Source organism: Salegentibacter holothuriorum (assembly GCF_900168045.1).
Lineage (GTDB): Bacteria > Bacteroidota > Bacteroidia > Flavobacteriales > Flavobacteriaceae > Salegentibacter > Salegentibacter holothuriorum.
This window is the reverse complement of the sequence record NZ_FUYY01000001.1, coordinates 956,169-971,855: the sequence shown is the minus strand read 5'-3', so window position 1 is coordinate 971,855 and position 15,687 is coordinate 956,169. Positions and strand designations below refer to the sequence as shown.

Here is a 15,687-nt window from a genome sequence, read left to right as displayed (position 1 = left end):
CAGGGCTTTCTTATGCCTATTTCTAATTACGGAAAACCGTAAATTAACGTTATTTTTTAAGCTTTCCCACCACAAGTTTTATCTTTACTGCCGGAGGCACTAATACCCGGCTATGAAGCAAAGTTACTTTACATCACCCGGATTTACTTTTCGGCTACTGCCGTTTAGTCTTCCTACAGCGCTTTTTCTCCTCTTTTTTTTACTGAATTTTAGTTTTGGATTTGGGCAGGGAGTTACTATTTCTAGTGGTGAACCTAACCCTACTCAAAATAACCCTATTGGAATTTCTATTGAATTTAATGAGCGGATTAATGGTTTTGAAGAATCAGATATTAATGTAGATGATGGAAGCTTATCTAATTTTAATGTAGAATGGCCTAATTTTGAAAATACTGATGAGGAGCCTATAAGATTAAAAACTTATGAAGTTGATATAGTTTCTCCTCTTGAAGATATTGATTTTTCTCCCTCCAGTAACTCGGTAATCGCCATTGATATAGATGAGTCAGGATTTATATATGCGCTAACTTTGGATGAAGGTGTTTTTAAATATAATCCTAACGGAAATTTAACATCAAATAATCCACTAATTTCAGCTGATAAACTTACAGAACCAAGAGATTTAGCGATTGACAATAACGGGAATATTTTTATTGCTAATTCAGGAGCCGATCAAGTTTTAAAATTTGATAATAATGGTGGGAATATGAAAATTATAAATTCTAATCCTTCACTTTCATCTCCTTCCGGATTGGCAATAAGTTCTGATCAAAGAGTATACGTTGCCGATACAGAAAATAATAGGGTAGCCATTTTTAATAATGATGGAACAGAGGCCGGCAAGATTGATAACGGTACTGGGCCTGTAGGTCTTATTAATCCGATTAGATTAGCTGTAGATAATTTATTTAACGTGTATGTCACTGATGCGGGTAACAATAGAATTCAAGTTTATGATTCCAATGGAAATCATACAGCTTCCATAAATGGTAATACCGGAGATTTAAATAATCCTGGAAGTTTAGTTGTTGATGATTATGGATTTTTATATGTAGCAGATTTCGTTGGAGTTAACTTAAACACTTTCCTGAATTTTGAAAATATTGATGAATCTCAAATATTAGAACTTGTTGCAAATTTAGAAAATCTGAGAATTCAAGTTTTTAGAGTAGATGATTTAAATGAAAGCCCTAAGACAATAAAGAATGCCATAAATATTCCTATAGATTTGGCATTAAAACCTTGCGGATATCTTTCAGTAAATAATGGAGATGCAACAATAGAATTTGAACTAAATTTCCCTCCTCGAACTTATATAGAATTTATTTTTGATCTTAAGACTTATGAAATTCTGCCCACAAAATTTACTGCGGCGTTAGAAATAAATGAGGAATGTATTCCTGCTGAAGTGGGCATTGACGGAGAAGTTGGAGTTGATGCAGATTGTGATTTAATATCTGCCAGTGATGAGTTCTCTAGAATTTGGGACCAAACCAAACCGGAAATTCAAACCTGTTATCAAGAAGATCAAGCTGTGGCAATGGGAGATGAAATCCCAAATTATGTGGAAGAAGGTTTGGTTATTTTTGATGATAATTGTGAGGGAGATTTAGAAATTGAGCAAACTCCAGCGCCTGGAACAGAAATTTCACAACAAACAACTACAGTAAGATTAACCGCTACCGATGAAGCCGGGAATGTATCTGAAGCTTGTTCATTTGAGTTAATAGTTGAAGATAATACACCTGATACACCGCCGGTGTTTACAAATTGCCCACAAAATACTATAGAAATAGCCAACGATCCCGGTGAATGTGGAGCAATTTTAAATTTTGAAACTCCTGAAGCCACAGATGATAATGGCAGTCCAACGATTACACAAATTAGTGGTCCTAAAAACGGTGAATTTGTAAGCGTTGAAGATGGTATTGTTAATTTAGTGTTTCAGGCTGATGATGGCGTAAATGCCCCTGTAACCTGTACTGTCCAGATTCATGTAGTTGATGATGAAAAACCGGTAATTACTTGTCCCCAAAATATCACTCGGGTAATTCCGGAAGGAGATACTTCAATAACTATAAATTACAATTTACCTGAAGTTTCAGATAATTGTAGTGAAAACCTTGTTCCTGAATTGATTGTTGAGCCGGCACCTGGAAGTGAATTTGAAGAAGGTGTTTATACTATAGAATTTGAAGTGACTGATGATGCAAATAATACGGAAATCTGTGATTTTACTATTACGGTAATTCAGGCTGAGGCTCAGCCCGAAGTAACCTGTCCTTCTAATTCTGAACTTGATCCCCTTTCCTTAGACCAAAATTGCGATTATCAATTACCGGAGTTTGAAGCAATTATTGAAACTAAAAATTTTGATGATTTGAACTTTCAAAAGACAGAAAATCGAGTTGATAATATTTTAAATGTTGAAGTTAAGGTTTTAGAGGGAAGTCAACTTATTGAAACTTGTGATCTGGAGTTTGATTTAGTTGATGAAATCGTTCCGGTGATTGCCTGCCCTCAAAATATCACTCGGGAAATTCCGGAAGGGGATACTTCAATAACTATAAATTACGATTTACCTGAAGTTTCAGATAACTGTAGTGAAAACCTAATTCCTGAATTGATTGTTGGACCGGCATCTGGAAGTGAATTTGAAGAAGGGGTTTATACCATAGAATTTGAAGTGACTGATGACGCAAATAATATGGAAACCTGTGATTTTACTATTACGGTAAAACGGGAAAACGATCCCAACGCGCCCAAAATAGAATGTGTTCCTCACGAGCTTTTCCTTGATGAAAACGGACAGGCAATTTTAAATCCCGAGGAGCTTTTTGTTGGTGAGCCCGGTAACTTGACAATAACTGCAGATATAGAAAATTTTGATTGTTCTAATTTAGGTTCAAACAACGTGATTTTAACGGCAACCGATCCTGAAACCGGTTTAAGTAGTACTTGTAATACTACAGTTGAAATATTAGATGATATTGCTCCCACAGCAAATTGTGTGTCAGGTTATGTGGTGTATCTAGACTCCAACGGCAACGGCACATTAGCTCCCGAAGACCTAAATAACAACTCTACCGATAACTGCGGTATTGATTCTATGGCTTTAAGTCAAATTAATTTTACCCGCGCCGATCTTGGAGATGTTTCTATTACGCTAACAGTTAGGGATGAAGCCGGAAAAATGGATTCTTGTGAGACTACAATAGAAGTGGTAGATGAAGCTTCAGGAGATTTTGAATGCCGGGAAAATATAGTCCTCAATCTTGATGAAAACGGAGAGGCCGGCCTAAGCCTGGAGGAGCTTTACACCGGCAATGCCAGCGGAATTAACTTGACTGCAAGTCGGTTAAACTTCAATTGCAGCGATCTTGGTGTGGTGCCAATTCAACTGGATTATTCCGGCTCAGAAAGCGGGAGTTGCACCATTAATATAGAAGTTAGGGATGAAAATCCACCGATGATCATTACAGATATTGTGGAACTTACTTTAGATACTGAAGGTTTTGCTTATTTGAGAGAAAGCGATGTTTTAGTGCAGGATAATTGTAGCCAAATACTTATTTACCGATTTGGTAAATCTGTTTTTTCTTGTGAAGATGTGGGTTCAAATTCAATAAATGTTGAGGTGGAAGATGCTAACGGAAATATAACTGAAAAAAATATTGAAGTGAGGATAAATGGGGAAGCTTGTGAAATCCCCGATGATCTTAAATTCCTATTTATTTACCCAAATCCCAATAACGGAATTTTCACCATAGCCACCCCAAAGGGAATGCTTATCGAACAGGTACGTGTTTTTGATTCCAGGGGACGTTATATTCTTCAGCAAGACTACAACACCAGCGCCCGATTTTACAGAATGACTATTGAGGGCGTAGCGGCATCGGTCTACACCTTACAGATTTTCACCAATGAAGGAGTGGTCGTAAAAAGAGTGATTATTAGTCGGTAGTCGGTAGCCGTTAGTCTGTAGTTTACGAGCGAATGTAAGGAGCGCGGCAATCATTTATGGTGAATGGTGAATGGTTAATGGTGAAGAGTGAAGGGTGAATAGTTAAGAGTGAATAGTTAAGAGTGAAGAGAAAGGATGAAGAGGCAGAAATCAGGAAATTTTTTAAAACCCCAAACCCCGAACCTCAAACTAAAAACACAAAAATTTGAAAATCCATAACCGATAACAGACAACTGAAAACCGGCACTCGCCTTCTCACAATGATGCTAAAGTTATTTCCGTCATTACGAGCGAGGAACGAGCGAAGTAATCTTTTGTGATGAAAAGTGAAAAGTGAAGGGTAAAGGGTGAAGAGTGAAGAAAAAAGACTATAGAGAAAAGATAAAAGAGCACAGAAATAAATCTTGAAAATTAGTTCTAAACAACAAATAGCCATTTAACAGATAACAGACAACTGAGAACTCATAACCGAAAACCGGCACTCGCCTTCTCACAATGATGCTAAAGTTATTTCCGTCATTACGAGCGAGGAACGAGCGAAGTAATCTTTTGTGGTGAAAAGTGAAAAGTGAAAAGTGAAAAGTGAAAAGTGAAAAGTGAAAAGTGAAAAGTGAAAAGTGGAGGGTGAAGAGTGAAAAGTGAAAAGTGAAAAGTGAAGGGTAAAGGGTAAAGGGTGAATAGTGAAGAAAAAAGATTATAGAGAAAAGATAAAAGAGCACAGAAATAAATCTTGAAAATTAGTTCTAAACAACAAACAACCATTTACCGATAACAGACAACTGAGAACTCATAACCGAAAACCGGAAACAATCATTAGGCATTTTGTATTTTAGTAAGAAATTAGATTTATGAAACTTAGATTAAGCTTTTTTAGTTTATTATTCAGTCTTCTATTTAGCTTCGGAAGCTTGACAGCACAGGAAACCACAGTGATGGTAAGAGCTTTGGCAAAAGATGCAAAGTTTATAGGAAGCTCTATTGGCGGCGCTAAAATTATTGTTAGCAATGCTGAAACAGGAGAAATTCTGGACCAGGGCTTTACCTCGGGAAGTACTGGAGATACCAAGCTAATTCTCAAAACGCCCCAAAAGCGTTATGATAACTTAACCGATGAAAAAACAGCTGGTTTTCAGGCAACATTAAATATTGAAGAACCTACCTTTATAAAGGTTGAAGCCCAGGCTCCTTTTAATAAAAAGCAAGCCAGGGTTGTTTCCAGCACCCAACTTTGGGTAATTCCCGGTAAAAATATTACGGGTGATGGCGTGGTACTTGAAGTTCCCGGTTTTGTGGTAGATATTCTTTCTCCTCAAACTCACGAGCGTATAAAATCATCAAGCGAAGTAAGCCTAAAAGCTAATATAGTAATGATGTGCGGTTGCCCTGTAACCGAAGGCGGTATCTGGGATGCTAATCAATATGAAGTAAAAGCAATTCTAGATGCCGAAGGAAAAGAAAGTATGGAGATAGCGCTTAAGCCTACAGAAAAGGCCAGTACCTTTCAGGCAGAGGCGAATTTAGATAAAGGTTATTATACAATTACCGTGTATGCTTTTGATCCCATTACCGGCAATACCGGAGTAGATAAAACCAATATTATTATCAATTAACTCACTAAGTGAGATTTGATAATAGAGGTTAGGCATTACCGTCATCGCGAGCGAGAAACGAGCGTGGCAATCTTTTGTAAAAAATGGTGAATAGTGAAGGGTGAAGAATAAAGAGTGAATACGTTCCGTCACTTCGAGTGTTCCGACGAGAGTCGGGATGTATCGAGAAGTGCTTTGAAGTTCCAACTTCAAAAGGTTCTCGATACTTCGCTATTTTCGTTTTCACTCAAATATCACCACTCGATCTGACGGCTGAACTAATCAAGAACAGATTGCCACGTCGCCACTGGCCTCCTCAATGACGTTGTTGCTTTTCGTCATTGCGAGGGAATGCAATGAGCGTGGCAATCTTTTGTGGTGAAAAGTGAAGAGTAAAGAGTAAATACGTTCCGTCACTTCGAGTGTCCCGACGAGAGGCGGGATGTATCGAGAAGTGCTTTGAAGTTCCAACTTCAAAAGGTTCTCGATACGTCGCTATTTTTGTTTTCACTCAAATATCGCCACTCGAACTGACGGCTTCCATTAGCAACAAACCTGGAATTATAAAAGCACAGATTGCCACGTCGGCTATCGCCTCCTCAATGACGTTGTTGCTTTTCGTCATTGCGAGCGAATGCAATGAGCGTGGCAATCTTTTGTGGAGAATAGTGAAGAGTAAAGAGTGAATACGTTCCGTCACTTCGAGTGTCCCGACGATAGTCGGGATGTATCGAGAAGTGCTTTGAAGTTCCAACTTCAAAAGGTTCTCGATACGTCGCTATTTTCGTTTCCACTCAAATATCACCACTCGAACTGACGGCTGAACTAATCAAGAACAGATTGCCACGTTGGCTATCGCCGCCTCGCAATGACATTGCTCTTCTTTCCGTCATTGCGAGCGAGGAACGAGCGCGGCAATCTTTTGTGGTGAAGAGTGAAAAGTAAATACGCTGCGTCACTTCGAGCGTTCCGACGAGAGTCGGGATGTATCGAGAAGTGCTTTGAAGTTCCAACTTCAAAAGGTTCTCGATACTTCGCTATTTTCGTTTCCAATCAAATATCGCCACTCGAACTGACGGCTGAACTAATCAAGAACAGATTGCCACGTCGGCACTGGCCTCCTCAATGACGTTGTTGCTTTTCGTCATTGCGAGCGAATGCAATGAGCGCGGCAATCTTTTGTGGAAAATAGTGAAAAGTTAATAGTGAAGGGTGAAGAGTTAGAAATCAGGAAATTTTTTAAAACCCGCAACCAGAAACAATAAATCCTTAACCCCAAACTAAAAACACAAAACTCCAAAAACCCATAACCGATAACTCACAACCGAGAACCGGTAATCGCCTTCTCCAATGACGTTGCTAATTGGTACACTCAAAGCATTTCGTTAATTCCGGGCTTATTTTAATGTCTTCAGAGCCTTTAAGAGGTTTGTTGAGTAAATCTTTTTCGCTAATAATACGATGAAACTCCTCTGCATACTTCACTAAATTATCCCGTCGGGATTTTATTTTTTCAGTGATCTCTTTTCTGTTATGTTCTGTAATATTTTTAGGCCAAACTTTAAAAGCATCGGCAATGGCATCATCAGTCAATACATTCTGTAGCTTTTTTGCTTCCGCAGTAAAGATTTCAACCGGAGTATTGGTAAGGAAATAAACATCATTAGGATAGACCAATCCGGGCATATAATTGATCTCTTTTTCAAAAGGTCTTACTTTTGGCTCAATATTTTTATTTGAAATTATCCGGGGAATTACACCGCCCAAATTAAAAAAGGCATTATCGCGATCTCCAGCTACGGGAATGGCGGTAAAAGTATCACCTTCCTTTTGAACTACCCAACCCCATTGTTTGGCGTGCCTGTCCCAATCGCCAATGAGCATATCGAATAAGCGCGCTCTTACAAATGCATTTTTATCTATGGAAACCTGTCCAGGATTTTCTTCTTTTAATTCTTGCAGGTTTTTGGTGTCTAAAATTTTATATACATTTTTATAGTTTGTCCAGTTCTCTTCGCCTTCGGTTTCATACTCTAGCAGAAATAAACGGTTTCCATATTTTTCATTGTATTGCTTTCCTAGAAACTCCTGATTCGGTACAAAAACTACTTTAGGATGTGTATGCAAAACCCCTGCTTTTTCAGAAAGAGAAGCTGCTAGAATTGCGCCATAAGGGTGTGAAGCCGAAATGGCGTCTATTACTATATTTTCAAGCCCCAGGCTTCGAGCGAATTCGGGAACGTGGGTGGAGGGGTTTTTGTTTACACTACGCAGGGAATATAAAAACCCATTTTTATCTTTTAAGCGAAGCGAGTGGGTTTGTGTGCCGCCACCTTCTTTTACAATCTCCATTCCTCCATACAGGCTATCCAGAAAAAGCACCGGAACTTTTACCGGGGTAGTCCAGGCTTCGCGATAATTCTCTCCCTGCATTATATCCTTAAGTTTATTCGCTTTGTATAGGCTACTGGCGGCTAACTCTACTGAATCGTGTCTTCGGAAATCTATGCTTTCCAAGTCATCAAATTCCTGAATAGTGACCGTTTCAAATTCTTTATCTGTGCTGGAAACTGAAAAATATACCAGTCCTATAAAACCGATAAGGAGTATAAAAACTAACCAAAGCAGCTTTTTCATTTTCTGTGATTTTAGATAGGTTTAAAAATACAGATTTATGAATTATTCTGATGAAAAAAAGGATTATACCTGTTGAGGTTTTGCTCGATAATCGAAATCAAATGTTCGTGGGGTTGCCTTAAGATCAAATTATATTTTCTAATAATAATATTTCAAGAGCTTGCTTCGGAATTATTTACTTGAATTTCGTTAAGTAGATCGGTGAGCTGATAAAGGGAATCGGTAGAGATGACGTCTTTGTAAATTTTAATGTTTTGCTTTTTAGATTCTATACGAAAGCTGTTCCTGTATTTTCGTAGCGCTGTAATTTTGGATAGCTCAATACTTTTTGGGAAAAGCGAATTTTTAGTAAGAACGTTATTTTCTATTTGTAAATACTGAAATTTATTTTGATAATACCAGGTGCCAATTTGTAAAATGCCAAGAATAAGCCAGGCATACACAAAGAAAAACTGAAAATCAGATAATATTGATAGAAGGCCCATTATTATAGAAGCTATACCATTAAATAGTCGGGAATTTAGTCGTTTCTTTTTGAAGTAAATGATCACACTTAATTTTTAATCTAAAATAAATAAAAACCTTATTGCTATAGTAATTCCTGAATTTTTTTCTCCAATTCATCTCCGCTAAGATTACGTGCTACGACCTGGCCTTCAGAATTTATAAGATAATTAGAAGGAGTTTTTTTTATCCCGTAATTAGTAAAAATAGGGCCTTCCCAGCCCTGTAGACTGCTAAGTTGTGGCCACTTTAAATTATCTTTTTCAATGGCCTTAATCCATTCTTGCTTTTCTCTATCACGGGAAATAGCTACTATTTCAAGACCCTCAGACTTATATTTTCGGTATAATTTTTTTAGTTCCTGGTTTTGCATTTTGCTGGGATTACAGGTAGATGCCCAAAATTGTAAAAGCGTTACTTTCCCGGTTAATTCAGAAAAATTAAGTATTTCTCCATTTGGTGTGGGTAGTTTAAAATTGGTGTACTTTTCTCCAATTTGTGGAATATTATCGTTATTTAAATAGTCTAGAATTCGCTGCCCAAGGGAACCCTGTTTAATTTCCTCAGGGAATATTTCGAAATATTGTCTGGTAGTTTCCTGCCCCCACTTTCCGGAAACTTCATAAAGCATACGAAGACTTATTAAGGCGTTAGGATTATTTTCAATGAAAGTTTCCTGGCGTTTTCTAAGTTCAGCGTCACTAACTTTATCAAAATCCTTGTAAATAGCTTTTTCTTCCTCAATTAATTGCTGGGAAACAGAGCCGGTAACTTCTGCATCCTTGAAATTTGTATTGCTTGCATCAAAAAGCATAGGTTTGTCCTGCAGCCATAAATCTTTGAATTTAGAACGATCTTTAGTGTGAAGCATCACCCAAAGTCTGGCTTCAGGAAGTTTGGTTTCAAATTTAAAGCTGTTGTTTATTACTTCGGCGGAATCTAAGGTTCCACCATTAACCATGTCGCGAAAATACAACCAGCTACCATCTTTTATATCCTTAGTTTTCCCTGTTAATGAAAAGGTATATTCTTGCGCCTGAAGCGAGGTGAGCATAAATAGAAAATTGAAAAGGATAAAAATTGACCGCATAAACCAACCGATTTTAAGATGAATATCTCCAAGTTAGCGATTATAAGTTTACTCGATAATTGAGTAATTAAATACTTAACCTTTAGGAGATCACTGGAAGATTTACAGGTTCTTCTATTCAAATAAATTATTATTGTTTGGCCTCCGGAAATTCCCATTTCCAAAAGCGAAATTTTCCAGTGAGTAGAAATGGAAATCCTGCACCAACTAACATGCCGGCAAATAAATTTAAATTAAGAGCTTCATAATTAGAGCTCCAAATGAGTCCGGCGGTAATAAGAAAAAGACCAAATAATCTCGCTTTATTCACGGTTAAAAAAGATAAAGGGTGAAACTAACCTAATACAATAGCTTTTAAAGCGAAATCTAAGAAGATAACAAGCATAAGCGCGGTAAAAATAATTCCAACTAATTTTAAGATATTAATTCGATCTTTCATATTTAAATTTTAGGTTACACAAAAAAATGATAAAGGCTTCCGTAGCGAAAATCGGTTTGATTTTGGAAACATCAATCTCTGTTAAAATCAGTTTTTAATAACTAATTTTAACAAAAACAACAGTAAATATAAGGAATTTTATATGTTTTATCCAAATTTAATCTTAAAAACGCGGTTTTTGTTGGTGATTTGGTTAAAAAACAATCAAGTTTTTAAAACGATAAATTAAGCTTATGGTGATAATTTATTAAAGTCAAAATTTGTACAATGATGCCAAACTTTACCATCGTGCTTTAGGAGACTGAAGCTTTCTACCGTAAAAGAAGCAGCAAAGGTACGCGATTTAAAATCTGCCCAGGCTTTAGGGAATTGTTTATGATGAAGATCTCGAGAAGCCAGCGTGATATGTGGATGGATCTTAGAAAAAGTCTCGTGCTTTTTTAAGATGAAATTTTTATGAAGTATTATTTGTAAATCGGCGTGCAGGCTAATTAGTTCTTTGTGATCTTCAATATTTATAAAGATCACTTTCTGACCGAATCTTCCAAAATCTTCTAAATTAAGCTGGAAGCTTTTTTGATTTTCAGCAAAACTCTTTAAACTATCGATTAGTTTTCCTTCTTCGGTTTCTGAAATTTTAAATGGAATTTGCAGTGTAATATGCGCCGGAAGTTTCAAAGCGTGTTTGGCCTCGTATTTTTCGGCAATCTCCAGTTTCAGCGATTTTATTCGCTTACCTATTTCTTCCGGAGGAATTATTGCGAGAAAATATAAGGGCATTTCAGTTTAAATTTGAATAGATACTGCTTTAATTTCCGAAGAAAATTTTACAATCTCCTGGAAAAATGCTTTTAACCACCCGTAAAAACTACCAGGAATCTAAAACTGACTTCTTTCTGCAATAAAAACAGTTTTCTTATTAAAATAGTAGATGATCAAACCAAAGGTGAACAACAGTAAATTTTGCACCAGGCTGTCTACCATAAAATTTAGATCGTCTCCAGTTGCCACTTTTATAAGTTTTCCAAGTATGGAAAGTCCGGGGCCAATCATCATGATAATCGCCCAAAAGTGAATTGCCGTTTTTGCCAGTCTGTGCTTATTAAATAGTAAATATAACAGGGCTAATTCTATAACTACTGCAATTAATCCCAGGAAGTTGCCGATAACCACCATATAGGTGTTCCAGATTAGTAATAGAAAAATATAAACAATAAGCAGTCGGTAAAACCACTTGTTTTTAAAAACCGTTTCCATAAGGAGTTATTTTGCAGCTTTTTTGGCTGGCACCTCTAAATCTACAATTTTTTGATGTCTTAGCAAATCTTCAAAGGTTTCGCGCTCTCTAATTAAATGTGCTTTATTGTTATACCATAAAATTTCAGCGGGACGGTAGCGGGAATTAAAATTACTGGCCATAGAAAAAGAATAAGCACCGGCATTGCTAAACGCCAAAATATCGCCTTCGGTAATTTCGGCAATCCTACGATTGTTTGCAAAAGTATCGGTTTCACAAATATAGCCTACAACAGAGTAGAACCTGAATTTCCCTTCGGGATTAGAAATATTTTTTATATCGTGATGTGAACCGTAAAACATTGGCCGAATTAAATGATTAAAACCTGAATCTACCCCTGCAAAAACGGTAGAAGTGGTTTGTTTTATCACGTTTACTTTAGCAAGGAATTTACCTGCTTCGCTCACCAAAAATTTTCCTGGTTCAAATACAAGGGTAAGTTCGCGACCGTATTCTTTACAGAAATTTTCAAAACGCTCGGTTAACTTTTCTCCCAGTTCCTCTATATCTGTTTCAATATCATTTTCGCGATAAGGCACTTTAAATCCGCTACCAAAATCAAGGAATTCAAGATTTTTAAAGTTTTTAGCCGAATCAAAAAGAATTTCAGAAGCACGAAGAAAAACTTCAATATCCAGGATATCGCTTCCGGTGTGCATATGGATTCCATTTATGGTCATTCCGGTATTTTCAACAATACGCAACAATAGCGGCATTTGATGAATAGAGATCCCGAACTTAGAATCTACGTGACCTACCGAAATTTTAGAATTTCCACCCGCTAAAATATGCGGATTTATACGAATACAAACCGGCACCTCTGGATGTTTTGCCCCAAACTGTTCTAAAATAGAAAGGTTGTCTATATTAATCTGTACCCCTAACCTCACTACCTGCTCAATTTCCTCTAAGGAAACTCCATTGGGGGTATAAATAATATTTTTTGGAGCAACCCCGGCTTCCAGCGCAAGTTTCACCTCTTGTATAGAAACGGTATCCATCCCGCTCCCCAGCGAGTTTAGAAATTTTAGGACAGAAATATTAGAAAGGGCTTTTACCGCATAGTGAATGCGTAAATCTTTAATTCCTGAAAATGCATTTTTTAGACGATTGTACTGAAAAGCAATCTTTTCGGCATCATATACATATATAGGGCTTTCAAATTCCCGGGCAACAGCAAGTAAATCTTGATTGGTCATAACAGCTAAAAAATTAGTTGGCAAAAAAGAGGAGAAATTTCAACTTCCGCAAACACAAGTTCCAAAAATAACGAATTCTCCGAAATTGTTAAGATTAAAGAAAAACACTTTATTGGCATCGCCAAAGGGTGTAATACCCCGAGGCTTGCCTCGAAATTAGAAATTTGTTTACAACGAATGCCTCGTGGGCTTGCCCCGAGGTAGTTTACTTAATTCCTAGCTCGCTGCAGCTATCGCAACTTCTCTTTTTTTTCTAATAAGAATAATGGCCAAAGCAATAAAAACTCCGGTACCTGCCATAACTGCACCTACTAAAGAAGCTGAGGTAAAGCTATAACCAAAAGCAATAGGTAGACCGGCAAAATAGGCTCCAGAAGCATTTCCCATATTAAAAGCACTTTGGTTCATAGAAGATCCCAAACTTTCAGAACCTTTGGCAGAGTTGATCATAACCATTTGTATTGGTGTAGAAAGGCAAAAAGCGATCGTTGCAATTAGAAAGGTCATTATTAAAATTGCGATTTGGTTTTCTGCTACGTAAGCATTAGTGATTAATGCAATAACCATTAAAATCATACTCATAATCACCGCGTAAATGGGCGAAAATCGTTCTGCGAGTTTCGCACCAATAAGATTTCCTATAACCATTCCCAATCCCGCTAAAATCATTACGTAACTTACAATACCTTCAGGATGTCCGGCTACTTTAGTAATTAAGGGAGCAATATAACTATACCAGGCAAAAAAGCCTCCCGTGCCAATTGTAGTAAGTAAAATCACCATCCATAGTTCGCCACGCTTTAAAACCTTTAAGTCTTTTCTTATTCCTTCGGAAGAAGATTTCGGTAATTCTGGCATCCAAAATTTAACACTGGCAATAGCCATTAACCCTACCACACCAACTAGCATAAACGAAAGATTCCAACTGAAATTTTGGCCTAAATAAGTGCCTAATGGCACGCCAATAACATTCGCCAGGGTTAAACCCGTAAACATTGTAGCAATTGCCTGGGCAGCTTTACCGGGTTTTGCTAATTGTCCTGCTACCACTGCACCAATTCCAAAGAATGCTCCATGAGGTAAGCCTGATAAAAAGCGGGAAACCAATAAAAGCTCATAAGAATTCGCAAAAGCCGAGAGTGAATTAAAGACCGTAAACCAAACCATAAGAAGGAGCAGGGTTTTGTGGGCCGGCCACTTGCTGCCAAAAGCAGTTAAGGTAGGCGCGCCAATCACCACACCTAAGGCATAGGCAGAAATAAAATGTCCCGCTTGCGGAATGCTAATATTCAAAGCCGAAGCTACATCTGGTAGGATTCCCATAATTACAAATTCGGTCATTCCAATTCCAAAGCCTCCAATAGCAAGGGCGATAAGTGCTTTATTCATTTTTTAGTTCAGATTTAGACAATCGGCAAAATTAATAGGGATAGTGCTAATAATATAAAAATTCCCTTAAAATCTACTATAAGCTTATAGTGGCGAAATTGCAGTAATGGCGCGCATTATTAAAATTTAGAATCCTTAATAAAAAGCTAAATTTTTCTGCGGAAATAGATTATAACAGGGCTGGCGCTATCCTAAAAAAGATTGGTACAATAGCTATACATTTGTTACTTTTGCTATCCATAAATGAAGAACCTCTATGGAAGCAAATGAGGTTTGAATTGGAAAATGATTTAAAATACGAGGCAAGCCTCGGGGAACTAAACCCTCATAGAGGGATTAATACTGAAGAAATAGCTGATTATGAACATACACGAATATCAAGGAAAAGAGATTTTAAGCAGTTTTGGCGTACGCATTCAGCGTGGTTTAGTTGCACATAATGCAAAAGAGGCTGTAGACGCTGCCAAAGAACTAACCGAACAAACCGGTACTGGATGGCATGTTATAAAAGCCCAGGTACACGCCGGTGGTCGTGGAAAAGGTGGTGGTGTAAAACTTGCCAAGAATTTAAAAGAAGTAGAAGAAGTTGCCGGAAACATTATTGGAATGGACCTGGTGACGCCACAAACTTCTGCTGAAGGTAAAAAAGTACACCAGGTGTTGATTGCCGAGGATGTTTACTATCCTGGAGATAACGAGCCTGAAGAATACTATATGTCTGTATTACTTAACCGTGCAACCGGCCGTAATATGATTATGTATTCTACTGAAGGTGGTGTAGATATTGAAACTGTTGCCGAGGAAACTCCGCATTTAATTTTTACTGAAGAGATAGATCCTGCAACCGGACTTATGCCTTTCCAGGCTAGAAGAATAGCTTTTAACCTTAAGCTTAGTGGTGGTGCTTTTAAGGAGATGACCAAATTTGTGATGTCACTTTATAAAGCTTTTGAGAAATCTGATTCTTCTCTTTTTGAAATTAACCCGGTTTTAAAAACAAGTGATGATAAAATTCTTGCCGTAGATGCAAAGGTAACACTTGACGATAACGCGCTTTTCCGTCATAAAGACTATGCTGAAATGCGTGATATTCGTGAAGAAAATCAAACCGAGGTTGAAGCTAGAGAAGTAGGACTTAACTATGTAGACCTTGACGGAAATGTTGGTTGTATGGTAAATGGTGCCGGACTTGCAATGGCAACAATGGACCTTATTAAGCAAGCTGGTGGGGAGCCTGCAAACTTCCTTGACGTTGGTGGTACTGCTGATGCTAAGCGAGTAGAAGAAGCTTTCCGTTTGATCTTAAAAGATGATAAAGTTGAAGCTATCCTGGTAAATATCTTTGGAGGTATTGTTCGTTGTGACCGTGTGGCACAGGGAATTGTAGATGCCTACAAGAATATGGGAGATGCGGTTAATGTACCAATTATTGTGCGTTTACAGGGAACCAATGCAGATATCGCCAAGAAATTAATTGACGATAGCGGATTTAAAATTCACTCTGCTGTACAATTTCAGGAAGCTGCAGATAAAGTACAGGAAGTACTTAAATAATCCCGAAGTTTCGGGACAGGAATTT

11 protein-coding genes are annotated in these 15,687 nt (G+C 37.5%); 3 read left to right on the top strand and 8 right to left on the bottom strand.

The window, feature by feature from the left end:
- Positions 1–112 precede the first annotated feature (112 nt).
- Both B5X51_RS04155 and B5X51_RS04150 read left to right on the top strand, forming a co-directional pair.
- Positions 113–3,964 carry an HYR domain-containing protein gene (locus B5X51_RS04155; protein WP_079719602.1) on the top strand — a complete coding sequence of 1,284 codons (3,852 nt, stop codon included), beginning with the start codon at positions 113–115 and terminating at the stop codon, positions 3,962–3,964.
- 848 nt (positions 3,965–4,812) lie between these two features.
- The gene (locus B5X51_RS04150; RefSeq protein WP_079719601.1) at positions 4,813–5,574 is read left to right on the top strand and encodes a hypothetical protein; all 762 of its coding nucleotides are present in this window, start codon (positions 4,813–4,815) and stop codon (positions 5,572–5,574) included.
- Positions 5,575–6,912: 1,338 nt separating this feature from the next.
- On the opposite strand, the gene B5X51_RS04145 is transcribed toward B5X51_RS04150, so the two are convergent.
- The 8 genes from B5X51_RS04145 to B5X51_RS04110 all read right to left on the bottom strand — a co-directional run bounded on the left by B5X51_RS04145 (position 6,913) and on the right by B5X51_RS04110 (position 14,108).
- The gene (locus B5X51_RS04145) at positions 6,913–8,190 is read right to left on the bottom strand and encodes a HipA domain-containing protein (protein ID WP_079719600.1); all 1,278 of its coding nucleotides are present in this window, start codon (positions 8,188–8,190) and stop codon (positions 6,913–6,915) included.
- Positions 8,191–8,342: 152 nt separating this feature from the next.
- Positions 8,343–8,675 carry a hypothetical protein gene (locus B5X51_RS04140; RefSeq protein ID WP_079719599.1) on the bottom strand — a complete coding sequence of 111 codons (333 nt, stop codon included), beginning with the start codon at positions 8,673–8,675 and terminating at the stop codon, positions 8,343–8,345.
- A gap of 104 nt (positions 8,676–8,779) precedes the next feature.
- Positions 8,780–9,784 (bottom strand): TlpA disulfide reductase family protein, encoded by a 1,005-nt coding sequence (locus B5X51_RS04135; RefSeq protein ID WP_079719598.1) that lies wholly within the window; start codon positions 9,782–9,784, stop codon positions 8,780–8,782.
- A 130-nt stretch (positions 9,785–9,914) separates the two neighbouring features.
- Positions 9,915–10,094 (bottom strand): hypothetical protein, encoded by a 180-nt coding sequence (locus B5X51_RS04130; RefSeq protein WP_079719597.1) that lies wholly within the window; start codon positions 10,092–10,094, stop codon positions 9,915–9,917.
- A gap of 360 nt (positions 10,095–10,454) precedes the next feature.
- On the bottom strand, positions 10,455–11,003 hold the full coding sequence (locus tag B5X51_RS04125) for a 2'-5' RNA ligase family protein (protein ID WP_079719596.1): 549 nt from the start codon (positions 11,001–11,003) through the stop codon (positions 10,455–10,457).
- A 99-nt stretch (positions 11,004–11,102) separates the two neighbouring features.
- Positions 11,103–11,480 carry a hypothetical protein gene (locus B5X51_RS04120; RefSeq protein ID WP_079719595.1) on the bottom strand — a complete coding sequence of 126 codons (378 nt, stop codon included), beginning with the start codon at positions 11,478–11,480 and terminating at the stop codon, positions 11,103–11,105.
- A gap of 6 nt (positions 11,481–11,486) precedes the next feature.
- The gene (gene lysA, locus B5X51_RS04115; RefSeq protein ID WP_079719678.1) at positions 11,487–12,719 is read right to left on the bottom strand and encodes a diaminopimelate decarboxylase; all 1,233 of its coding nucleotides are present in this window, start codon (positions 12,717–12,719) and stop codon (positions 11,487–11,489) included.
- Between the two features lie 216 nt (positions 12,720–12,935).
- Positions 12,936–14,108 (bottom strand): MFS transporter, encoded by a 1,173-nt coding sequence (locus tag B5X51_RS04110; RefSeq protein WP_079719594.1) that lies wholly within the window; start codon positions 14,106–14,108, stop codon positions 12,936–12,938.
- Between the two features lie 360 nt (positions 14,109–14,468).
- Between B5X51_RS04110 and sucC the strand changes: the two genes are divergently transcribed.
- Complete coding sequence (gene sucC, locus B5X51_RS04105; protein WP_079719593.1) at positions 14,469–15,662, top strand: ADP-forming succinate--CoA ligase subunit beta; 1,194 nt, start codon at positions 14,469–14,471, stop codon at positions 15,660–15,662.
- Positions 15,663–15,687: the final 25 nt, after the last annotated feature.